Annotated in this window: 23 protein-coding genes; 18 read left to right on the top strand and 5 right to left on the bottom strand. The window is 71.3% G+C overall.

Translation table 11 applies throughout. From position 1 onward, the window contains the following. Positions 1-5 precede the first annotated feature (5 nt). From EUA93_RS09965 to EUA93_RS09910, 12 genes are all read left to right on the top strand, one after another. On the top strand, positions 6-851 hold the full coding sequence (locus EUA93_RS09965; protein WP_165355112.1) for a glycosyltransferase family 2 protein: 846 nt from the start codon (positions 6-8) through the stop codon (positions 849-851). Positions 852-876: 25 nt separating this feature from the next. Continuing rightward, positions 877-1,419, top strand: a complete 543-nt coding sequence (locus EUA93_RS22225; protein ID WP_275937869.1) for an acyltransferase — start codon at positions 877-879, stop codon at positions 1,417-1,419. Positions 1,420-1,423: 4 nt separating this feature from the next. Next, on the top strand, positions 1,424-2,428 hold the full coding sequence (locus EUA93_RS09955; protein ID WP_207208649.1) for a CgeB family protein: 1,005 nt from the start codon (positions 1,424-1,426) through the stop codon (positions 2,426-2,428). 305 nt (positions 2,429-2,733) lie between these two features. Next, positions 2,734-3,474, top strand: coding sequence for a hypothetical protein (locus EUA93_RS09950; RefSeq protein ID WP_129399984.1), 741 nt, complete (start codon positions 2,734-2,736; stop codon positions 3,472-3,474). Continuing rightward, on the top strand, positions 3,471-4,148 hold the full coding sequence (locus EUA93_RS09945; RefSeq protein WP_129399983.1) for an acylneuraminate cytidylyltransferase family protein: 678 nt from the start codon (positions 3,471-3,473) through the stop codon (positions 4,146-4,148). The genes EUA93_RS09950 and EUA93_RS09945 overlap by 4 nt, the downstream gene beginning before the upstream one ends. Beyond that, positions 4,145-4,978 carry an FkbM family methyltransferase gene (locus EUA93_RS09940; protein ID WP_129399982.1) on the top strand — a complete coding sequence of 278 codons (834 nt, stop codon included), beginning with the start codon at positions 4,145-4,147 and terminating at the stop codon, positions 4,976-4,978. The genes EUA93_RS09945 and EUA93_RS09940 overlap by 4 nt, the downstream gene beginning before the upstream one ends. 88 nt (positions 4,979-5,066) lie before the next feature. After that, positions 5,067-7,340: an N-acetylneuraminate synthase family protein gene (locus EUA93_RS09935; RefSeq protein WP_129399981.1), complete on the top strand. Its 2,274-nt coding sequence runs from the start codon at positions 5,067-5,069 to the stop codon at positions 7,338-7,340. Continuing rightward, positions 7,331-8,389, top strand: a complete 1,059-nt coding sequence (locus EUA93_RS09930) for a glycosyltransferase family 4 protein (RefSeq protein WP_129399980.1) — start codon at positions 7,331-7,333, stop codon at positions 8,387-8,389. Before EUA93_RS09935 ends, EUA93_RS09930 begins: the two co-directional genes overlap by 10 nt. Beyond that, positions 8,386-9,537 (top strand): O-antigen ligase family protein, encoded by a 1,152-nt coding sequence (locus EUA93_RS09925; RefSeq protein WP_129399979.1) that lies wholly within the window; start codon positions 8,386-8,388, stop codon positions 9,535-9,537. Before EUA93_RS09930 ends, EUA93_RS09925 begins: the two co-directional genes overlap by 4 nt. Further along, positions 9,530-10,546 (top strand): glycosyltransferase family 4 protein, encoded by a 1,017-nt coding sequence (locus EUA93_RS09920; protein ID WP_129399978.1) that lies wholly within the window; start codon positions 9,530-9,532, stop codon positions 10,544-10,546. The genes EUA93_RS09925 and EUA93_RS09920 overlap by 8 nt, the downstream gene beginning before the upstream one ends. After that, the gene (locus EUA93_RS09915; RefSeq protein WP_129399977.1) at positions 10,543-11,655 is read left to right on the top strand and encodes a glycosyltransferase; all 1,113 of its coding nucleotides are present in this window, start codon (positions 10,543-10,545) and stop codon (positions 11,653-11,655) included. Before EUA93_RS09920 ends, EUA93_RS09915 begins: the two co-directional genes overlap by 4 nt. After that, entirely contained in the window at positions 11,656-13,068 is a 1,413-nt protein-coding gene (locus EUA93_RS09910) for a sugar transferase (protein WP_207208648.1), read from the top strand. Here the strand turns inward: EUA93_RS09910 and EUA93_RS09905 are convergent, their stop codons facing one another. After that, a complete protein-coding gene (locus tag EUA93_RS09905) occupies positions 13,069-14,520 on the bottom strand; it encodes a tyrosine-protein kinase domain-containing protein (protein WP_129399976.1) in 1,452 nt (483 codons plus the stop codon). Positions 14,521-14,635: 115 nt separating this feature from the next. Here EUA93_RS09905 and EUA93_RS09900 point away from each other — a divergent pair, with 115 nt between their 5' ends. Beyond that, complete coding sequence (locus EUA93_RS09900; protein ID WP_165355111.1) at positions 14,636-15,532, top strand: nucleotidyltransferase family protein; 897 nt, start codon at positions 14,636-14,638, stop codon at positions 15,530-15,532. After that, a complete protein-coding gene (locus EUA93_RS09895) occupies positions 15,529-15,822 on the top strand; it encodes a PqqD family protein (RefSeq protein WP_129399974.1) in 294 nt (97 codons plus the stop codon). Before EUA93_RS09900 ends, EUA93_RS09895 begins: the two co-directional genes overlap by 4 nt. On the opposite strand, the gene EUA93_RS09890 is transcribed toward EUA93_RS09895, so the two are convergent. Next, complete coding sequence (locus EUA93_RS09890; RefSeq protein WP_242497433.1) at positions 15,791-16,195, bottom strand: VanZ family protein; 405 nt, start codon at positions 16,193-16,195, stop codon at positions 15,791-15,793. The two genes, EUA93_RS09895 and EUA93_RS09890, sit on opposite strands and share 32 nt — an antisense overlap. 31 nt (positions 16,196-16,226) lie before the next feature. On the opposite strand from EUA93_RS09890, the gene EUA93_RS09885 reads away from it, so the two are divergent. Together EUA93_RS09885 and EUA93_RS09880 are read left to right on the top strand one after the other, a co-directional pair. Beyond that, on the top strand, positions 16,227-17,285 hold the full coding sequence (locus EUA93_RS09885) for a hypothetical protein (RefSeq protein WP_129399972.1): 1,059 nt from the start codon (positions 16,227-16,229) through the stop codon (positions 17,283-17,285). 35 nt (positions 17,286-17,320) lie between these two features. Further along, positions 17,321-18,481 carry an acyl-CoA dehydrogenase family protein gene (locus EUA93_RS09880; protein WP_129399971.1) on the top strand — a complete coding sequence of 387 codons (1,161 nt, stop codon included), beginning with the start codon at positions 17,321-17,323 and terminating at the stop codon, positions 18,479-18,481. A 9-nt stretch (positions 18,482-18,490) separates the two neighbouring features. Here the strand turns inward: EUA93_RS09880 and npdG are convergent, their stop codons facing one another. Continuing rightward, the gene (gene npdG, locus EUA93_RS09875) at positions 18,491-19,168 is read right to left on the bottom strand and encodes an NADPH-dependent F420 reductase (protein ID WP_129399970.1); all 678 of its coding nucleotides are present in this window, start codon (positions 19,166-19,168) and stop codon (positions 18,491-18,493) included. Positions 19,169-19,275: 107 nt separating this feature from the next. Here npdG and EUA93_RS09870 point away from each other — a divergent pair, with 107 nt between their 5' ends. Then, entirely contained in the window at positions 19,276-19,803 is a 528-nt protein-coding gene (locus EUA93_RS09870) for a type 1 glutamine amidotransferase domain-containing protein (RefSeq protein ID WP_129399969.1), read from the top strand. Positions 19,804-19,840: 37 nt separating this feature from the next. On the opposite strand, the gene EUA93_RS09865 is transcribed toward EUA93_RS09870, so the two are convergent. Then, positions 19,841-20,518 carry a dihydrofolate reductase family protein gene (locus tag EUA93_RS09865; RefSeq protein WP_242497313.1) on the bottom strand — a complete coding sequence of 226 codons (678 nt, stop codon included), beginning with the start codon at positions 20,516-20,518 and terminating at the stop codon, positions 19,841-19,843. A 17-nt stretch (positions 20,519-20,535) separates the two neighbouring features. Here EUA93_RS09865 and EUA93_RS09860 point away from each other — a divergent pair, with 17 nt between their 5' ends. After that, entirely contained in the window at positions 20,536-21,438 is a 903-nt protein-coding gene (locus tag EUA93_RS09860) for a dihydropteroate synthase (protein WP_129399968.1), read from the top strand. A 44-nt stretch (positions 21,439-21,482) separates the two neighbouring features. Here EUA93_RS09860 and EUA93_RS09855 read toward each other — a convergent pair whose 3' ends face one another. Then, complete coding sequence (locus tag EUA93_RS09855; protein WP_129399967.1) at positions 21,483-22,355, bottom strand: hypothetical protein; 873 nt, start codon at positions 22,353-22,355, stop codon at positions 21,483-21,485. Positions 22,356-22,399: the final 44 nt, after the last annotated feature.

The raw sequence follows: 22,399 nt of genomic DNA, 5'->3' as shown, positions 1-22,399 counted from the left end.
GCTCCGTGGTGATCCCCACCTACAACGCCGCGCACCTGATCGGTGAGCAGCTCGGCGCCCTCGCCGCCCAGGTCGGGGCTCCGGACTTCGAGGTCGTCGTCGCCGACAACGGCTCCACGGACGACCTGGCGGCGGCGGTGGGCCTGTGGACCGAGCGACTGGACGTCAGGATCGTCGATGCGTCGCGTGGCCGGGGCGTGTCGGTGGCGCGCAACGTCGGCATCGGCCACGCCACCAGCGACCGGATCCTGATCTGCGACGCGGACGACCGTGTCGCTCCGGGTTGGATCGCCGCGATGATGTGCGGACTGGACGATCATCCTCTCGTGAGCGGGCCCATCGAGACGACCCTGCTGTCGGGCAGGTCCGCGACCTGGGTCCCGATCGACCAGCGCACGACCGGTCTCTTCGAGACCTGGGGTGGGCGGACCTACGGCCTGGGCGGGAACGTCGGTCTGCGCTGCGAGGTCTGGGAACGCGTCGGGGGCTACGACGAGACCTACCCGGCCGGCGCGGAGGAGATCGACTTCGCCTGGCGCGCACACGACCTCGGCTATCGATTCGCCTACGTCGAGGAGGCGCTGGTCCACTACCGGATCCGCACCGACCTGAAGGGTGTGCTCCGACAGCAGTACAACTCGGGACGCGGCACCACCACGCTCTACAGCAAGTTCCGCCCGGCAGAGGTGTCGCCCAAGTCGGTCCGACGCCGGATCCACCACGAGCTCCTGCTGCTCAGGCGGTTCCCGTGGCTCGGGTCGGCCGACGACCGGCGGAGCTGGCTCACCCTGATGGCCTTCGAGGCCGGGAAGCTGGTCGAGGCACGCAACCTCGGATGCCCCGCTCCATGAGCCACGCCTTCACTAGGGTGGTCCTGTGACCCTCTTGCAACGTCTTGTCGAGGCGCCTCCTTCGCTCCGATGGCACCGCAGCAGCCTGATGTCGCGCCTGGTCTACCCTCGCGCGTTCGGCGCCTTCGGTGAAGGCACCGTCATCGTCCGCCCTCACATCATCCGCCGACCCCAACAGATCTTCGTCGGCGCGGGGGGCGCGATCTTCGAGGACGTCTGGCTGCAGTGCGAGAACGACGACAGCAGGATCACGATCGGCGACCGCGCCAACTTCGGTCGGTGCGTGGCCATCAGCTCGACCGATCCCGTGACGCTCGGCGATGACTGCCTCGTCGGCTTCGGCTCGCTCATCACCTCCGGCGACCACGACCGGGTGGACCGCCACCTGACCAAGCCGACCGGGCCGATCACGATCGGCAACTCGGTCTTCATCGGTCAGGGAGCGATCGTGCTCGGCGGAGTCAGCATCGGCGACGGCGCATCGGTGGGAGCCAACGCGGTGGTCACCCGTGACGTCGCGCCGGGCGACACCGTCGTCGGCATTCCCGCCCGCTCCGTCCGCGGATGAGCACGTGAGGTTGCTCCTGGTCAGTCCGGGATTCCACGGCTACCACGCGTCCATCGCCGCGGCCTTCATGGCGCGTGGCCACGACGTCACCACGCACGTGTACGACGACAACGGCGGGATGGTCGGGCGCGCCTGGCACCAGCTGCGTCACCAGCTCCCCCACAAGGTCGGCGCCGGCCGTCACCGCGGACTGGGCCGCGAGGCCACCGAGCGGGCGGTCGCCGCGGTTGCTGACGTGCGCCCCGAGGCGGTCGTGGTCGTCAAGGGCGACACCCTCGGCAGCGACTTCTGGGAGTCGATCGGCGGCCTCCCGCGCGTCACGTGGCTCTATGACGAGGTGCGTCGCACTCGCTGGACGATCGAGCGGCTTGCCGGCATCGGCCCGATCGCCACCTACTCGACCCTCGACGACGTCGACTTCGACGCAGCTGCTCTGGACACTCGGCACCTCCCGCTCGCCTATGACCATCGGCTGGTGCCCTCGCCCACCATTCGTCGAACGCCCGACGTGTCCTTCATCGGCGCGCGCTACCCGACCCGTGAGCAGGTGCTGACCCTGCTCCACGACCAGGGCGTCCCGGTCCGTGCCTACGGGCGCGACTGGTCGAGCCATCCGGTCGACCGACTCCGGACCTGGCGGCTGAACACGCCAGACATCCCCGCGGGCCGCGACCTCGCCCGCGCGACGGCGTACGACGTCATGGCTGCGTCGGCGGCCACGCTCAACCTGCACGGCGACCAGGACGGCTTCACGATGCGCACGTTCGAGGCAGCAGGCGTCGGCGGCGTCGAGCTGCTCGACCGGTCGGACGTCGAGGGTCTCTACGAACCGGGCAGAGAGGTGCTCACGTGGACCACACCAGAGGAGCTCACTGACATCTGTCGGCGCGCGCTCGCCGAACCGGAGTGGGCCGATGCCATACGGGCCGCAGCCCGTTCACGCACGCTGGCGCAACACACGTTCGACCACCGGGTCGCCGTCTTGGAGGATGCATGGGACACGGTCTGAGGCATCCCGCCGATCTCGTCGCGTGGCGTCGCTGGCACGAGTCGCGGCACCCGGTCCGTGGGCTGGCCCGAGCGGCGAAGTCCCGCCTCCGCCCGACGCCCGAGGGCGCGGTCGACCTGCTCACCCCCGGACCGGACGCGGAGGTCCTCGTCGCCGTCGAGGCGACACACGCAAGCGTGGACCGAGCCATTGTCGAACCGCTCAGGCACCTTCCCGCGGAGCGCACCGCGATCGTCGCTCCAGTCGGATGGCAGCCACCTGCTCCCTTCGCCGATCACCAGCGGCGCACGATCGCGCTCCCCGACGTGGCAGGGCTGCACGGGATCAGGGCCGTCCTGGCAGCCGGGCACTACACGGAGATCGGGACGGCTGCGTTCGAGCTCGCGGAGTCGCACGGTCTGCCGTTCTTCGTGTCGCAGCACGGAGCACTGACCCCGTTCGCGCCGCCGCTGCCGCGCGCGGCCCACCTGCTGGCGTGGAGCGAGCTCGACGGCGAGTTCTGGACCTCCGGTCGCGCGGACGTGACTGTGAGCGTCACCGGGAGTCAGCTGTTGTGGGGGGCGAGCCCGGGTCTGGACACGGGCTCGGAACGCCCAAGCGGACCAACGGCCGCGAGCGGGCCGCTGACCTATCTCGGGCAGGGGCACGCGGCGGAGATCTCACGGGCCCGCCTGGCGCGCGCGGCCCTCAGCACGTGTCGCGAGCACGGCGCCGTCTACCGGCCACACCCGTCCGAGCGTGACGTCACGTCACGAGCCGTGCTGGCGGCGTACGCCCGCGCAGGCGTCGTCGTCGACACCCGCGGCGTACCCCTGGCCGAGCTGGCCGCGCCGATCGTCAGCGTGTTCTCCACAGGTGTGCTCGAGGCGGCCGCACGTGGCCGCGATGCCTGGGTCGACTTCCCGCGTCCGCCCACATGGTTGGGCGAGTTCTGGGAGCGTTATGCCATGCACCGTCTCGGAACCCTCCCCACACCTCCCCCCGAGCAGCCTGCGCAGGAACCAGCTCGGCACATCGCCACGATCGTCGCGGACTCGGCGTCATGACGCTGTGCGTGATCCCCGCCCGCGGCGGATCGAAGGGCGTACCGCGCAAGAACCTGCTCGACGTGGGCGGCAAACCACTCATCGTGTGGACCATCGAACAGGCACTGGCCGTGCCCGAGCTCGACGTGCTGGTGTCCACCGACGACGAGGAGATCGCCGACGTCGCGCAGGCGGCCGGCGCGCGTGTCCCGTGGTTGCGGCCCGCGGACCTTGCTCAAGACACCACGCCGACCGAACCGGTCGTGCGCCACGCGATCCGACGCACCACTGAAGAACGCGGGCGGCCCGCCTCGGTGATGCTCCTGCAGGCGACCTCACCCGTGAGGCACGGCGACACCCTCACCCGCGCCCTGACCGAGTTCACCGCCACCGAGGTGGACTCGATGGTCGGTGTCGTCGAGCAACCGCCGTTCATCTGGCAGGCCGGCGACCCACCTACCGCGGCGTACGACGTGGCGGACCGACCGCGCCGGCAGGACCTGACACCGGACGCCCGGCGCTACCGCGAGACCGGGTCGCTCTACCTCACCCGGACCGAGGTCTACGAGCAGCACGACAACCGGCTCGGTGGGGTGATCGGCTTGTTCGTGATGGCCGAGGACGAGGGAGTCGACATCGACACCGAGCTCGACGTGGCTCTCGCCGCCAAGCTCCTGAGAGGCATGAACCGATGATGAACCTGCTGAGGCGCATCGCGTCGTTGCCCGGACTTCGCGCCGTTCTGCTTCGACCTGCCGTCCGAAGAGTCATTGCCTCGCTGCTCGCGCTGCGCTTCCTCAGGGCGGCGCTGCTGACCACGACACCCGCCAGGTTCGTCCTCGCAGAGCTCGTCACCTCGCGGGGCACCATCCGCAGCTGGGCGTTGCGCAACGGGGGGCGAGTCACCCTGCTCCACGGACGGGACCTCGAGGCATTCCACGAGCTGATGGTCGGCGGTGAGTACGTGCCCCCAGCCGAGCTCCAGGCGCGCCTGGCACGACCCAGCCGCATCGTGGACCTGGGCGGGAACATCGGCATGTTCGCCCACTGGGCCCACCAGCGATGGCCGGACGCGACGATCACGTCCTTCGAGCCGGATCCCGAGAACCTCGCGGTCTTCCGTGCCGGGATCTCGCCCGACCTGCCCATCGAGGTGGTCGGAGCCGCTGCCATGACGCAGTCGGGCCACGCCGTTCTCGGCGGCGGCACGGGCGCCGGCCGAACGGTCGAGTTCCGCGACGACCCCGTTCCGGGATCGCTGCCGGCCGTCGACATCTTCGATCACCTCGACGGCGTCGACTTCGTGAAGATGGACATCGAAGGTGGCGAGTGGCCGATCCTCAGTGACCCTCGGCTGGCTTCGCTGGGGCGCATGATGTGGGTCATCGAGTACCACCGGCGGGGCGCGCCGTTCCTGCCTGCCCACGACGCTGCTCGCCAGCTCTTCGAAGCGGCTGGCTTCACCGTGGGGCACGACCACCCGAACTACTGGGGGCACGGTGTCCTGTGGGCGTGGAAGGACTGAGCGCCTCCGCGTCCGGCGGTCTGACCACATCGAGCCGAACTGCTGGCTACGGTGGACCCATACGTTTCCTTGATGGAAGGTTCCGGCGTTGATCATCGAGCGTGACCTCACGCCCTACGTCGTCTACTCGGGCGACCCGGTCCTGCGCGCCCTGGAGAAGATCACCGCCAACAAGGCGCGGGTCATCTTCCTGGTCGACTCGCACGGCCACCTCGACGGCGTGCTGTCCGACGGCGACTTCCGGCGGTGGGTCAGCAGCGCCGCGAGCCTGACGACCGACGTGCCCGCGCTCGAGGCCGCCAACACCGCGCCCCGCAGCCTCCCGATCGGCAGCAGCCCCGCCGAGATCGCCCACGCCTTCGGCGCCGGGATCGACCACGTCGCCCTCGTCGACGACCGCGGCCACCTGGTCGCGATCGCGATCAACCGCGCCGACGAGCTCCGCATCGGCAAGCACGTGGTCGCCCCCGACGCGCCGGCCCTCCTGATCTCGGAGATCGGCATCAACCACCAGGGCGAGGTGTCCCTGGCCAAGCAGCTGGTCGACCTGTCCGTCGAGGCCGGCGCCGACATCGTGAAGTTCCAGCTGCGCGACATGGAGTCGCTCTACCGCCAGGGCTCGTCCGGCTCCGGCGGCGAGGACCTCGGCCCGCAGTACACCCTCGACCTCCTCGCGAAGTACAACCTCGACGCGGACGGCCTCTTCGAGGTCTTCGACCACTGCAAGGACGTCGGCATCGAGGTCATGTGCACGGCGTGGGACCCGGTGAGCGTCGACCGCCTCGTCGACTACGGCATCACCTCGCTCAAGGTCGCCTCCGCCGACATGACCAACCACGCCCTGCTGCGCCACATGGCTGCGAGCGGCACGCCGATGGTGATCTCGACCGGCATGTCCACCGAGGGCGAGATCCGCGAGACCGTCGACGTCGTCCGCAGCACCGGTGTCGCGCACGCCTTCCTGCACTGCCAGTCGACCTACCCGGCGCCCTTCAAGGACATCAACCTCGCCTACCTGACCAGGCTCGCCGAGCTCACCCAGGCGCCGGTCGGCTACTCCGGCCACGAGCGTGGCTTCCACGTGCCGGTCGCCGCGGTGGCGCTCGGCGCGCGGATCATCGAGAAGCACTTCACCATCGACCGCGGGCTCGAGGGCAACGACCACAAGGTCAGCCTGCTGCCCGACGAGTTCAAGGAGATGGTGCGGCGGGTCCGCGAGGTCGAGGAGGCACTCGGCACCAACGCCCCGCGTGCGGTGTCGACCGGCGAGATGATGAACCGCGTCAACCTCGCCAAGTCGCTCGTCGCCGCCCGCCGGATCGAGGTCGGCGAGGTGCTCACCGACGCCGACATCGACATCAAGAGCCCCGGCCGCGGCCTCCAGCCCAATGCGTACGACAGGCTCGTCGGCCGTACGACGACCCGCGCGCTCGAGGCCGGCGACTTCTTCTACGCCACCGACCTCGGGGACGCGGCGCCGAAGGGTCGCGCCTACGACTTCCGGCGCCCGTGGGGCCTGGCAGTCCGCTACCACGACATCGACGCGATGACGAAGGACACGACCCCGGACTTCCTGGAGTTCCACTTCTCCTACAAGGACCTCGACCTGCCGGTCGAGGAGGTCTTCGCGAAGTACGACGGCGGGCTGCCGATGGGCTTCACCACCCACTCCCCCGACCTCTTCGCCGGTGACTTCCTGCTCAACCTTGCCTCGACCGACGACGAGCACTGGGAGCGGTCGATCCGGGAGCTCCAGCGGGTCGTCGACACCACTCGCCAGATGCAGCAGTTCTTCACCCGCGACGCTGACGCCACGGGAGGGTCGGAGGGGCCGGTCATCGTGGCGAGCCTCGGCGGTTTCACCACCGACGCCTTCGTCGCTCCGGCCGAGCGCGAGGCGATGTACGCCCGGGTGGCCGAGGGGCTGGCCCGCGTCGACGACTCCGGCGTCCGCCTCTGTGCGCAGACGCTGCCGCCCTACCCGTGGTACATGGGCGGCCAGCTCTACTGCAACCTCTTCGTCGACCCGCGTGACACCGCCGAGTTCGCCGCTCGCCATGACCGCCGGCTGTGCTTCGACGTCTCGCACTCGAAGCTCTCGGCCAACTACCTCGGGATGTCGTTCGCCGACGCCACCGACCTCCTCGCCCCGCACACCGAGCACCTCCACCTCGTCGACGCCACCGGCGTGGACGGCGAGGGCGTGCAGGTCGGCGACGGCGAGATCGACTGGGCCGTGCTCGCCCAGCAGCTCGACGCCATGTCACCGGGGGTGAGCTTCATCCCGGAGATCTGGCAGGGCCACGTCAACGACGGCGAGGGCTTCTGGATCGCCCTGGAGCGGTTGGAGCAATGGTTCTGACCCCACCCACGGCCCTGTGGGCGGTCCCGGTCAGCAACATCGCCGGGGTGGCCAGGCACGTCCTCGACGTCGCCGCCAACGGGATCCCCGGCTGGCGGCTGGCGTTCCTCACCCCGCCGGGCGACCTCCCGGCCCGGCTGCGCGAGCTCGGGGCGGTCGTCCACGAGGCGCCGTTCGGGCCGGACCACGGGCTCGCCTCGTCGGTGAAGAGCGTGCGCGAGGTCGTACGACGTGAGCGACCGGCCGTCGTGCACACCCACCTGGCGTACGCCGACATCGTCGCCTCGCTCGCCGTCGGGCGTGGTCCCGCGCTCGTCACGACCGAGCACGGCATCGCCCGCGACGACGTCGTCTACCACCGCTCCGGCGCCAAGACCCGGGTGATGGCTGCCGCCCACACCGCGCGGCTGCTGCGCTTCGACGCGGCTGTCGCCGTCAGCCGGGCGACCGCCGACGCGATGGTGGAGAAGTGGCACCCGCGGAAGCCGATCACGGTCATCCACAACGGGGTCGACGTCGTGCCGGGCGCGTCGCCCACGACCGGGCTGCGGATCCTGTCGCTGGCACGCCTGTCGCCGGAGAAGCGCCTGCCCGCCCTCGTCGACGGCTTCGCCGAGCTGCGGCACACCCACCCCGAGGCACGACTCACCCTCGCCGGAGCCGGCGAGGAGGAGGCAGCCCTGCGCGCGCAGGTCGCCAGGCTCGGGCTCGGTGACGTGGTCGAGCTGCCGGGCTTCGTCGACCCCGAACCGGCCATGGCGAGCCACGACGTGCTCGCGATGATGTCGGTCTGGGAGAACTGCTCCTACGCCCTGCTCGACGCGGCCGCGCGCGGGATGGGCGTCGTCGCCAGCGACGTCGGTGGCAACCCCGAGATCCTGCCGTCGCGCGCGCTGGTCGCTGCTGAGGACCGGTCCGCCGTGGCTGCTGCCCTGTCGACCCAGGGACTGGACCTCGCCGCGCGCCCGGGGCTGGCCGGCTGGCCATCCGTCGCGGACATGTGCGAGCAGGTCGCCGGGACCTACGCCGCCCTCGGGGGACGGTCGTGAGCAAGCGCGTCGACTCACCGTGGAACCTGCCGGACAAGACGGTGGTCCGAGCCGACGAAGTGGACCGGGACATCCGGATCACGGACTTCGTGCTGATGGCACTGCTACCGATTCGCACGATCGAGGTGTCAGGGCTTCCGATCAACGAGTTCGCCATGGCCGGGCTCGTCACCCTCAGCCTGATGCGCCCCGCCCGGGGACGGGCCCGCGTGCCGGAGCTCGTGTTCCTGCTCATGGCCGCGCTGCTGGTGCTGCTCGTGTTCTCCGGGGTGGCAAACAATGTCGACTGGACCCGACGGGTCGGGCATGTCGGCATCCTCTGCGGGCTGATCTGGAGCCTGGGCACCGGGCGCGTGTCGCTGCGATCGGCTGGTCTCGGTCTGGCAACCGGGTTGGTCGCGGTGATCGGACTGGGGTACGTGGGGATCGGCGGTGCCACCTATGAGGGTCGGCTGACGGGATACCTGGGCGACCCCAACGCCGGCGCGTACTTCATCGTGACCCTCGGGATCCTGGCGATCTTCTTCTGCGACGATCGCTGGAAGGTGCGTCTCGTCGTCGCCGTTCCCGTGGTCGCCGGCCTGGTGCTCAGCTACTCCCGCACCGGCCTCCTCGCGGGTGCCTTTGCCGTCGTGTGGGTGCTGGCGGGGCGGAGGCTCGGCGCGATCGGCGGAGCTGCCATGGCGTTCGGGCTGGTCTGGATCGTCGACAACATCCCCAAGAGCCTGACCACCTTCGGTCCCTTCTCGGACAGGTCGGGCAGCGACGCCCTCCGCAACCGGATCATCGCCCAGGAACGCATCCAGATCTCCGACATGCCGTGGTACGGCCACGGGCCCGGCACCGCGCGGGTGAACATCAGGGACCTCGAGTTCTTCTTCCACAACAGCTATCTCGCGGCTCGCCAGGAGGGAGGATGGGGAGCCCTCCTGATCGTCCTGAGCCTGATGGTCGCGGGGTTCCTGTTGCTCTCGAAGCAGTCACGTCGAGGAGACCTCCAGGCCGCGGGCGTCCAGGCCGCGGTCATCTCGGTCGGGGTCATGGCCACCACCCTCGGCGAGGTGCTGCTCGACCTCCCGATGGCGATCGCCGTCGGGTTCGCGCTGGGCCAGAGACTGCACGCGGACGAGAGCCCACCTGATGGCTGAGCGCGTGTACCTCGCCGCCAACAATCCCGACCTCGGCGGCGGCGAGCAGATGCTGGTGCGCACCGCAGCCGCCCTGGTGGACCTCGGAACGCCCGTGACCGTCGTGGCCGGGGACTCCCCCAGCGACGTGCTCGACGCGGCCTTCGACGTCGGCGCCGACGTGGTGGCGATCCACGCGGACGGCCGGCGCGACTACCTGCGTGGTCTGCGCGCGTGGGACCGCCAGCACCGCGACGGCCTGCTCTGGTGCCACGGCCTCGTGCCCGCGCTCGCCACCGCCGGCCGTCGTCGACGCCTGGTCCACCTGCACCAGCTGCCTCGCAGCCGCGGCCAGTGGGCAGCACTCTCCGTCGCGCGCCGTCGCGCGGACCGGCTGCTGACCCCGTCGGCCCACCTGACCTCCCACGTGCCCGGTTCGCAGGTCTTCGCCAACTGGACCGACGAGGTGGACCGCGTGTCACGGCCCGACTCTCGGAACCACGTCGGGTTCCTGGGGCGCCTCGCCACCGACAAGGGCACCGACCTGGTCGCGAGGGCGGTGGGCCACCACCCCGACCTCGCGCTGGTCGTGGCAGGCGACGACAGGTGGGTCGCCGACGACCAGCTGCTGCCGGTGACCGACGCCCTCGCGACGCTGGGCGACAGGGTTCGCAGAGTGGGTCGGGTGACACCAGCGGACTTCTTCGCCCAGGTGGACCTCGCGGTCTTCCCCAGTCGCGTCCCGGAGTCGTTCGGGCTGGTCGTCGCCGAGGCGATGGCGGCCGGCATCCCGTTCGTCATCAGCGACGCCGGCGCCCTGCCCGAGGTCGCCGGCCCCGACCACCCCTGGATCGCGAGGACCGGTGACGCCGACGACCTCGCGCGCGCGATCGGCGACGCGCTCACGACCCCGGCGGACGGCGTACGCGCCGTGACCGACCGCGCCCGCGCGCGTTGGGAGGAGATGTACTCCCCCGAGGCCGGCCGCGAGCGGGTGCGCACCCTCCTCGCCGATCTGGGTGTGCGATGAAGGCGCACGGCCGCGTGGCGATCGCCCACGACTACCTCACCCAGCGCGGCGGCGCGGAGCGCGTCGTCCTCACGCTGATGAAGGCGTTCCCCGAGGCGCCGGTCCACACGACGCTCTACGACCCTGAGGGCACCTACCCGGAGTTCGCCGGGGCGGACGTGCGCACCTCGCCGCTGAACCGGATCGGACCGCTGCGCCGCGACCACCGCCTCGCCCTCCCGCTGCTGGCGCCCGCCTCGTCGCGGTTGCGGATCGACGCGGACGTCGTCGTCGCGTCGAGCAGCGGCTGGGCGCACGGCTTCGACACCGAGGCGCGCACGGTCGTCTACTGCCACAACCCGGCGCGCTGGCTCTACCAGACCGACGAGTACCTCGGCGGCACCGCGTGGCGCTCGCCGATCGGTCCGCCGCTGATGGCGCTGCGCCCGTTCCTCAAGAAGTGGGACCGCAGCCGAGCCGACAAGGTCGACGTCTACCTCGCCAACAGCCGCGTCGTGCAGCAGCGGATCCGGTCGACGTACGGCCGCGACGCCGAGCTGCTGCCGCCCCCGCACGGCATGGACGCCGCCGCTCCCCGCGAGCCGGTGCCCGAGCTCGAGGGCTGGGAGCCCGGCTACGCCCTCGTCGTCTCCCGCCTGCTCCCCTACAAGAACGTCGACGCCGTCATCGAGGCCGTGCGCGGCACCGACCGCCGGCTGGTCGTGGTGGGCCGCGGCCCCGAGGAGGCGCGCCTGCGGGCCACCCTGCCCGACAACGCACGCCTCCTGGGCGGGCTGAGCGACGCGCAGCTGCGAGCGGTGTACGCCGACGCCGGCGTGCTGGTGGCCGCCAGCCACGAGGACTTCGGGCTGACGCCGCTCGAGGCGGCGGCCTTCGCCGTCCCGGTGGTCGCGCTGCGCGGTGGCGGCTTCCTCGAGACCGTCCTCGAGGGTGAGACCGGCGTCTTCTTCGACAGTCCCGAGCCCGACCAGATCGCGGTAGGTCTGGCGATTTCCGACAAGCAGGACTGGGACGCTGAGAGACTGCTGGCGCGGGCCGAGGAGTTCGGCGAGGCACGCTTCATCGACAGGATCCGCACGATCGCGCTCGAGGAAGGGACGGGGGTCTAGGTGCGCCCGGAAGGCATCCGGCTGCTGCCGTGGCTGATCGCCGCCATCGACGTGGTCATGGTCGCGGTCGCGACCTTCCTCGCGATCCAGTTCCGCCTCACGCTGACCGTCTTCGAGACGACCGGCGACGTCCTCGAGAACACCGCCCTGGCGAGCGTCTTCTTCGGCGCCACGTGGCTGGTCATGCTCGTCTTCTTCGGCACCTACGAGCGCCACGTCTTCGGTGCCGGCACCGAGGAGTTCAAGCTCGTCGTCAACGCGTCGTTCTTCACCGGTGCTCTCGTGGCGACCATGGCGTACCTGATGCAGTACCCGCTCTCCCGCGGCTTCTTCGTCCTCTACTTCCCGATCGGCGTGCTGCTGCTGCTCGTCGGCCGCCTGGTCTCGCGCCGGATCATCCAGCGGCTGCGCCGGGCCGGGCACTTCAACGAGAAGGTGCTCCTCGTCGGGACGCCCGGCTACATCGGCGAGATCAGCACCGTCCTGGCCCGCGAGGGCTGGCTCGGCTACAAGGTCATCGGCTGCCTGGTGCCCAGCGACTACGCCGGACTCGAGCGCACGTCGGCCGGCATCCCCGTCCTGGGCCTCATCGACGAGGTCCGCGCGATCGTCGACGAGCACGGGCCTGACATCGTCTTCTTCACGGCCGGCGCGGTGAGCTCCTCCACCCAGCTGCGACGTCTCGCCTGGGACCTCGAGGACCACCAGCACGTCCAGATCATCGTGGCGCCCAACGTCACCGACGTCTCCAGCGAGCGCGTCCGCATCCGCCCAGTGGCTGGGCTGCCGCTGATGCACCTGGGTCGCTCGCGCTCCCAGCTCGCGACCAACGACGCCAAGCGGGCCTTCGACCTCGTCGGAGCGCTCCTGATCCTGGCCCTCGTGTGGCCGGTCCTGTTCGGGCTGATGCTCTGGATCAAGCGCACGGACGGCGGACCTGCGCTCTTCCGGCAGACCCGCGTCGGGCGCGAGGGCGTGGAGTTCACCTGCCTCAAGCTGCGCTCGATGCACATCGACGCCGAGGCGATGCTGGCCGAGATGGAGGCGCGTGACCACGTCCTCTTCAAGGACGCCGCGGACCCGCGCATCACGCGGCCGGGCAGGTTCATCCGCCGCTTCTCCCTCGACGAGCTGCCGCAGCTCTGGAACGTCGTACGCGGCGAGATGAGCCTCGTCGGTCCCCGTCCCCCGCTTGCCAGCGAGGTCGAGCAGTACGAGGACGACATGCTCCGCCGGCTCAACGTGCTGCCCGGCATGACCGGCCTCTGGCAGGTCTCCGGCCGCTCGGACCTGTCGTGGGAGGACACCGTCCGGCTCGACCTCTACTACGTCGACAACTGGTCGATGGTCCAGGACCTGCTGATCCTGGCGCGCACGGTCACGGCCGTGGTCGGCAGCCGCGGCGCCTACTGATCAGGACTTCCGGCCGAGCTTGGTCAGCTTGCGGCGTCCCTTGCCCGCGGTGGAGTACGCCTCCCGCGAGGCGTACTCGGCCTTGTAGCCGCCGTAGCCCCCGTAGCCGCCGTAGCCGCCACCGTAGGCGATGGCCGCAGCACCCTTGACCGGCGCCTTGTTCAGCACGACGCCGAGGAGCCGGCTGCCGACCTGGTCGAGGATGCGGCGGCAGTGCTGGCTCTGCTCGATCTGCGTCTTGCCGGCTGCCTGGACGAGCAGCGCACCGTCGCAGAAGGCGGAGAGCAGGCCCGCGTCGGTGACGGGCAGCAGGGGCGGCGCGTCGAGGATGACGAGGTAGTCGTGGGAGAGGTCCTCGATGAACTGCTTCATCCGCAGGGAGCCGAGGAGCTCGCTCGGGTTGGGCGGGATGCGGCCGGCGGGGAGCAGGCTGAGGTTGGACAGCCCGGAGCCGACGATGACGTCGCGGATGTCGACGTCTCCGGCGAGCGCCTGGGTGAGACCGACCGCGCCGTCGATCTCGAAGGTCGAGGCGATCATCGGCCTGCGGAGGTCGGCGTCGATCAGCAGCACCGGTGTGCCGGCCTGCGCGACCAGGCGCGCGATGTTGGACGACACCGTCGACTTCCCCTCGCCGGCGAGGGCCGAGGTCACCACGATGCGGCGTGGTTCGTTGTCGACGTCGACGAAGCGGAGGTTGGTGCGCAGCTGGCGGAAGGACTCCGCCGCGCGACCGAGGTCACCGCGCACCCCGCGGTGGCCGCGACCGAGCGCGTCCTCCTTGGGGATGATGCCGAGCACGGAGGAGCCGGTGGCCTCCTCGACGTGCTTCGCGGAGCGGATCCGGCGGTCGATCAGTCGACGGCCGACCAGGACGGCGTAGCAGAGGCCGAGGCCGGCGGCCGCGCCCTGCATCGCGCCCTTCTTGTAGTTGGGCGTGAAGGGCGCGCCCGGGAGCGCCGCCTCCTCGAGCGGCACGATCCGCGCGAGGGGGTCGCCCTTGGGCGTGGTGCCGCCGTTCTCGACCTGCGCCGCGTAGATGACCACCGCGTCGATGACGGCGTTGGCGAGGTCGCGGGCGTCGGTGGGAGAGGTGGAGACGGCAGTGACCGTGAGGGCGTTGACCGACGTGTCGACCGACGCCGAGAAGTTGCCGGCGATCGCCTCGGGCGGCACGTCGAGGCCGAGGTCGTCCACGACGAGCTGGGCGACCGGCAGCTTGGAGACGAGGAACGCGTAGAGGTTGGCCTTGTCCTCGGCGAGCTGGGCGTTGCCCTGCTCCTCACCCGCCGTGGTGGCGTTGCCGACCTTGACGAAGCCCGAGGCGTTGGCCGCGTAGAGCACCGGCTCGCGGGACGTCTTCGCGATCATGAGGAGCGATCCGAGGATGGTGCAGCCGATCAGCAACCAGACGTAGGCGCGGCTGAGCCGTACGAAGTCCCCGAACGTCATGACCGCGAGTCTAGGGCGTCCAACTCTGCGGACCGACCGAAACGACGACACGCGTGCTGGCACGATGGGACCTGCAACGACGACCCGTGCAGGAAGTCGCGGGCGGGAGGTGACCGTGGAGGAGCACGACCAGAGGGACGGGGAGCCCACCGACGATGCGCTCGGCGCGATCCCCATCGCGGCGCGCGTCCACCTGTCCCACACCGTCGTCCAGGCGCTCGCCGACCGGCACGGCGTCGACCTCCTGCACCTCAAGGGGCCGGCGGTCCTCCCGGGGCTGCGCGAGCCCGGCCGTCACTCCAGCGACGTCGACGTCCTGGTCCGCCCGAGCCACCTCCCCGCGCTGGTCACCGCACTGGAGTCGATCGGCTGGGAGCAGCGCACGACCTTCGCCACCGGCTCGGTCTTCGCCCACGCCGCGAACTGGTGGCACGACGACTGGGGCTGGGTCGACGTGCACCTCCACTGGCCGGGCGTGACGGTCGAGGCCGAGCGGGCCTACGACATCTTCGCCCGCGACCTGGTCCAGCACCCGATCGCGCACCGCCCCTGCCCCGTCCCCGGGGTGGCCGCCCAGCGCCTGATCCTGGTGCTCCACTCGGCCCGCTCCGGCGGCACGACCGACGTGCAGCACGCGTGGGAGGCGGCTGGTCCCGACGAGCAGGCTGCCGTCCGTGCCCTCGCGGTCGAGCTCGGCGCGGAGGTGGCGCTCGCCGCCGGCATCGGTGAGCTGGAGCAGCACCGCGACGACCCGACGTACCTCCTGTGGCGCCACTTCGTCCACGGCGGCACCCGGATCGACGAGTGGCGGGCGCGGTGGGCCGCCGCCCGGGGCGTGAAGGCCAAGTCGCACCTCCTGACCGCTGCGATGCGCGTCAACCAGGACCACCTCCGCATGGAGCTGGGCCGCCCGCCGACCAAGGAGGAGATCCGCGCCAAGCAGCGCGAGCGGCTGCACAAGCTGCGCAACGAGGTGCGGTCACGCGTGCGGGCGCGGGTGGGACAGCCATGACGATGCACTACCGGATCGCCGACGACGTCGCCTGGGTCAGCCAGGACGACCTCGACGGCGGCGACCTGCCGATGGCCTACATGACACGCGTGCCCGGTGGCCCGCCGATCCTGCTCGAGGGATCGGGGTGCATCGTGTGGCTCGCGCTCGCCGAGGGCGGGACCATCGAGGAGATCACCGCGCGCGCCGCCGAGCTGTCCGCGACCGACGCCGGGGACATCAAGGACGACGTGTTCGACCTGGTCGACCAGCTCGTGATCATCCGGCTCGCCGCCGAAGAAGAGCGCTGACGACCGCGCCGACGAGCGCACCCGTCGTGTTCGCGGCGACGTCGAGCCAGCTCGCCTCCCGGGCCAGGAACAGCCCCTGCACCGCCTCGATCGCCCCCGACGCCACGGCCGCGACCGCGGTCGCCCACCACCAGGGGCGCCTGATGACCAGCACCAGCGCGGCGCCCACCGGCACGAACAGCACCACGTTGAGCAGCACGCCGTAGTGCTCCGGCAGCGCCCAGTCGGGCGCGATCGGCACCTCGTAGCGGAAGAGGACGTAGAGCCGGACCGTCAGCCGGTTCAGCGCCCAGCCCCACGGGCCGCCGACCAGCACGGCCAGCGCGACGACGTACGCCGCTGCGAGGACGGCCAGCACCCGACGGTCACGCATCCAGCCCACGCGGACACCCTAGGGTGGGGACGTGACTGACGTGGGCCAGCCGGACGAGGTCGTCGTGCGCGCCCTCGGGGTGCCGGTCGGGATCCCCGCCACGGGAGACGCGGCGCGGCGGCTGCGGCACCAGTGGAGCCGCGCGCTCACCGACGAGCCCCCGACCACCTCGATCGACGTCAGCGAGATCGCCTCGGCCGACGACGTGGCCCACGACTACGCGATCACGACCCGCGTGACGATGGCCGCCCTCGACGCCACCGCCGGCCGGCGGATCAACCTGCACGCGGGCGCGGTCGCCGACGACGAGGGCCGGGTGCTGACGGTGATCGGCCCGTCGGGCTCGGGCAAGACCACCGCGATCCGCCTGCTGGCCTCGCGCCTGGGATACGTCTCGGACGAGACCACCTCGATCGACGAGCTGCTCGGCGTGCACGCGCACGCCAAGCCCCTGTCGGTCATCACCGATCCACTCGTGCCGCTGCACAAGGAGTCGCTCTCCCCCGACGAGCTCGACCTCGTCCGTGCACCCGACCAGGCGTGGCTGCACCGCATCGTGCTGCTCCACCGCGGCCTCGACGACGACGGCCTCGTGCCCCTCGACCAGGCCCACGCGATCGCCGAGATCGTCGAGCAGACGTCCTCGCTCGTGCAGCTCGAGCACCCGATCCTGCGGCTCGCCGACACGATCGACGCGTGCGGCGGCGTGTGGAGCCTGAAGTACGTCGAGCTCGAGGACTGGCTCGACGACCTCGTCGGCCTGCTCGACCTCGAGGGCCAGCCGCCGCCGGCCCGCCTGCACCACCCCGGCGCCGACGCGGGCGAGCCCGCACCGGGCGCCTGGACGCGTGCCGCGTGGCGCGACGCGGTGGAGTACGACGACGAGCTCGTGCTGATGGTCGACGACCGGGTCCACGTCCTCGCGGGCCTCGGCGTCGTGGTCTGGCTGGCCCTGGCCGACCCGGCCACGGTCGACGACCTCGTCGCCGAGGCGGAGGCCCTCTGGGGTGCTCACCCGGAGGCAGCCGCGCTCGTCGCCGACGCCCTCGCGGTGATGGCCGAGGCGGGCATGGTGCGGCCCCCGGCCTGAACCGTCCCGGGGAGGGCGCGGGTAACGTCCGCCACATGACCGCACGCCGCCAGCTGCCCACCGACGAGGCTCGCGACCTGCTCGCCCTGACCCGCGAGATCGCGACCAAGGAGCTCGCGCCGCGCTCGGCGGAGGCCGAGGCGACCGAGACCTTCCCGCGCGACGTCTTCGCGATGCTCGGGCAGGCGGGCCTGCTGTCGCTGCCGTACCCCGAGGAGCACGGCGGCGGCGAGCAGCCCTACGAGGTCTACCTCCAGGTGCTCGAGGAGATCGGCGCCGTCTGGGCCTCCGTCGGCGTCGGCGTCTCGGTGCACGCGCTCTCCTGCTTCGGCCTGGCCTACTACGGCACCGACGAGCAGCGCGCGGAGTGGCTCCCCGGCATGCTCTCCGGCGACCTGCTGGGCGCCTACTGCCTCTCCGAGCCGCACGCGGGCTCCGACCCCGCCGCGATGCGGACGACCGCCCGCCTCGACGGCGACTCCTACGTCATCAACGGCGCCAAGGCCTGGACCACCCACGGCGGGCACGCCGACTTCTACAAGGTGATGGCCCGGACCTCCGACGACCGCAACGGGATCTCGTGCTTCCTCGTCCCGGCCGATGCCGAGGGGCTGTCGGCCGACCCGCCCGAGCGCAAGATGGGGCTCACCGGCTCGGCCACCGCGACGATGCGCTTCGACAACGTCCGGATCCCCGTCGAGCGCCGGCTCGGCGCCGAGGGAGAGGGCCTCAAGATCGCGCTCGCCGGGCTCGACTCCGGGCGCCTCGGCATCGCCGCGGTGGCGACCGGGCTCGCCCAGGGCGCCCTCGACGCGGCGACGGCGTACGCCCGCGAGCGCGAGACCTTCGGCACCAGGATCATCGACCACCAGGGCCTGGCCTTCGTGCTCGCCGACATGGAGGCCGCGATCATCTCCGCCCGCGCGACGATGCTCCACGCCGCGCGCCTGCGCGACGCCGGGCTGCCGTTCTCCCGCGAGGCCTCGGTGGCCAAGCTCGTCGCCACCGACAACGCCATGAAGGTCACCACCGACGCCGTCCAGGTCCTCGGCGGCTACGGCTACACCCGCGACTTCCCCGTCGAGCGCTACATGCGCGAGGCGAAGGTGATGCAGATCTTCGAGGGCACCAACCAGATCCAGCGGATGGTCATCTCCCGCTCGTTGGCGAAGGACAACAACGGGCAGATCGCCTGAGGGAGGGCCTCAGACGTCGGTGACCCGCAGCCCGGCATGTGCCTTGTAGCGCCGGTTGACCGAGATCAGGTTGGCGGTGAAGGCCTCGACCTGGTGGGCGTTGCGCAGCCGGCCGCCGAAGAGACCCCGCATGCCGGGCACCACGTCGGCGAGCGCCTGGACGAGGTCGGTGGCCTCCCGGTCGTCGCCGAGCACGAGCACGTCGGTGTCGACCCGCTCCACCTCCGGGTCCTCGAGCAGCACGGCGCTGACGTTGTGGAACGCTCCGACGACGCGCGAGCGCGTGAGGATCGCGGCGGCCTGCTGGGTGGCCGAACCCTGCTCGACCGGCAGCGCGTAGGCCCCCTGCTTGTCGAAGCCCAGCGGGTTCACGCAGTCGACGACGACCTTGTCCGCGAGCACGTCCACGAGCGAGGCGAGCAGCTCCGCGTGCCCGTCCCACGGTACGACGACCAGCACGATGTCGCCGGCCGCCGCAGCCTCCGCGTTGCTGGCCCCCCGGACCCGGCCGACCGCGGCCAGGGTCTCGGCCGTCGAGGCAGCGCGGGACGCGTCCCGCGACCCGAGCACGACGTCCAGGCCTGCGGTGGCGAAGCGCCGGGCGAGCCCGCGGCCCTGGGGTCCAGTGCCGCCGAGGACGGCGATGGTCAGGTCGGACAGCGGGGAGGTCTCGTCGGATTCGCTCACCCGGCCGACGCTAGCGCTCCCACCGGACCGAGGCAGGGGCCGGGCGGGAGAGTTGCCTCACCCCGACGTGTGTTGTCGGCCGCGACCGGGCGAGCGAGCGTGGGGGCATGTCCAAGCGCATCGCATTCCTGACCGCATCCGAGGGCGTCGAGGAGGTCGAGCTGACGAAGCCGTGGCAGGCCGTCGTCGACGCCGGGCACACCGCCGAGCTCGTCTCGCTCGACGAGGGCGACGTCCAGCTCTTCGAGCACCTCGACAAGTCCAGCACCCAGCGGATCGACCGCCGCGTCAGCGACGTGTCGATCGGCGACTACGACGCCCTCGTCCTGCCCGGCGGCGTCGCCAACCCCGACGCCCTGCGAGCAGACGAGGACGCGGTCGCGTTCATCCGCGACTTCGTCGACTCGGGCAAGCCCGTCGCGGCGATCTGCCACGCGCCGTGGACCCTGGTCGAGGCCGACCGCGTCCGGGGAAAGCGGCTCGCCAGCTGGCCGAGCCTGCAGACCGACATCCGCAACGCCGGTGGCGAGTGGGTGGACGAGGAGGTCGTCGTCGACGGCAACCTGATCACCAGCCGCAACCCCGACGACATCCCCGCCTTCAACGACGCCCTGCTGGCGGCCCTGCCGGACTGAGCCCGGGCGGGACGATCCATGCGTCGCCCATCCGCCGTCAGCCGACGAGCCAGCGTCCCAGCAGCGTCCCGTCCTGCTCGAGCAGCAGGGCGGGACGCAGCGCCACGTCCACCTCGGCCCCGGTCGCGATGCGCGGGCCGTCCCCACCGATGAGCCGTGGCACGACGGTCCAGCACAGCTCGTCGACGACACCGGCGGCCAGCAGGTCGGCGAAGAGGGAGGGCCCTCCCTCGCAGAGCTGCTCGGTCCAGCCACGGGCGGCCAGCTGCTGCTTGAGCTCGACGAAGTCGATCTCCTCGCGCCCGAGCACCAGCACGTTCTCCTCGCCCAGGGCCGAGCGCGCCTCGGACAGGCCGTCGGAGGTCTCGACCGTCGCCATCAGCACGCGCCCACTGGGGGCCTCGCGCAGGTTCGGCGGGACGTCGGCCGATCGGCTCACGACCACGACCGGCACGCGCGGGACGTCGTACTCCTCGTCGCGGAGGGTGCCCGCGCCGACCACCAGGCAGTGGGCCCTCGCCCGCAGGGCGTCGAAGACCCGGGCGTCGGCGTCGTCGTTGATGCTCTTGCTCAACCCGTCGGAGCCGGTGGCGGCCCCGTCGACGGTGCTGACGAAGTTCACGCGGAGCCACGGATCGCCCATCGGAGCGTAGGCGTCGCGCAGGTCGTCGTCGGAGAGGTCGGCCAGCTGCTGGATCTTGAGTCGCTCGGTCACGCGCCTACTGTTGCACCGTGATCACGCTCGCCGACCTGGCCGCCCTCCAGAACGCCCATGGCGACGACTGGGCGAGCCCGGTCGCCCCGGTCGTCATCGACGGTCCGCACGGCCCCGTCTCCATCGGCGACGGCCCGGTCACGCTCATGGGCTGCGTGAACCTCTCGCGCGACTCGAGCTACCAGGAGAGCGTCGCCACCAGCCCGGAGGACGCCGTCCGGATGGGCCGGATCCAGGCGGCCCAGGGTGCCCAGGTGATCGACCTCGGCGCCGAGTCGAGCAACGAGGGGACGCTCCGGGTCTCGCCCGAGGACCAGGTCGCGATGCTCGTGCCGGCCGTGAAGGGCCTCGTCCAGGACGCGGTCGTCTCCGTCGAGACCTACGAGCCCGAAGTGGTCCGCGCCTGCCTCGACGCCGGTGCCCGCGTGCTCAACATGACCGGGCGCCAGCACGAGGAGGAGATGCTCACCCTCGCCGCGGAGTACGACGCCGCCGTCGTGATGTGCTTCGGCGAGACCGCCAACGTCCGCGAGATCTCCGACGTCCCGCCCGACGCCGACCCCATCCCGGTGCTCGTCGACCACTTCACGCCGCGTCTCGCGCGCGCCCGCGAGCTCGGCGTGGACAAGGTGGTCGTCGACCCCGGCATGGGCTTCGTCTACGGCAACCTGATGGACCCCATGACGCGTTCGCGCCACCAGACCCGGGTGCTGACCCAGACCTTCCGGCTGCGCCCCCTCGGCGTACCCGTCTGCAACGTGGTCCCCCACACCTACGACATCTTCGGCGACCAGTTCCGCAAGGCCGAGGGCTTCTACGCCATGTTCGCCGCCCTCGGCGGCACCCACCTCCTCCGGATCCACGAGGTCGCGCACCTGCGGGTCGTCCTCCGGGGCCTGGAGATGCTCGAGGTCCGCTGACCGGCACCACGAAGGCAGTTCGGTAGCCCGGTCTGCTCCCACGCTCACGCAGCGAGGCCGTGCCGCCCGACTGCCTGCATGGTGCGCCACTGGACGACCTCGGACATGGCCAAGGCGACCTGGTCCGGATGGAGCATCACGTCGGTCCAGGTGAACCGAAGCACGACCAGACCGAGCCGGGCCGCGCTCGTGTAGCGATCGACATCGCGCTGGAGTCCTGCCTTCGTCCAGTGGTGCTCGAGCGACTCCGCCTCGATCACGATGCCGAGCACTCGATCGAGGAGGTCGACGAAACCCACCCCGGGCACGTGCCCTTGGGCCCTCACGTCCAGCCCCGGGACGGTGATCGCGATGGCGTACAGGCAGGACTCGAAGGGGTTCGCCCTCAGACGTGAGGCGTGCCTCGCGACTCTCTGTGCCCGCGCGCGACCCGTGCGTGGGCTGCGGGCGGCAGCGAGGACCAGGTCGTCCTGGTCGAGGATGCCCTCTCGCAGCGCAGAGTCGGCGACGGAGAGCGCGACATCGAAGTCGTAGGACCGGGCGCAGTCGATGACCGTGCGCGTCCTGGAGGTCACGTTGCGACGACGCTCGCGATCAGAGAGGTCGGCCCAGTGGAGCTCGAAGCGCCCGGGAGGCTTGCGGGCGCTGCGCGGCAGGGTGATGCAGGGCCTGGGCGGATCGTGCTTCAGCTTCCAGCCGAACTCCTGCGCCGCGCTCCGGTGCGAGGCCGTGCCACCCGTCGCGGCGACGGCCTGCCTCGTCGCATCGGCGTCGGCGAGGCAGTACCGGTTGTGTCGAGGCTTGCGGACGTGGCCCCGGCCGATGGCACGCTCGAGCTCGGCTCGCGTGGTGCAGGCGACGAGCTCGCCGAAGGTCGCAACACCGCCCAGCTCGCGCAGCGCCTCGACCGGGTCCATGCCGACCAGACTTGCAGCGCTGGGCCGGGCGCGTCAGCGTCGTC

It is taken from the genome of Nocardioides oleivorans (assembly GCF_004137255.1).
GTDB classification, from domain to species: Bacteria; Actinomycetota; Actinomycetes; order Propionibacteriales; family Nocardioidaceae; genus Nocardioides; species Nocardioides oleivorans.
The sequence above is the reverse complement of the archived record's forward strand: the minus strand, read 5'-3'. Positions and strand labels throughout refer to the sequence as shown.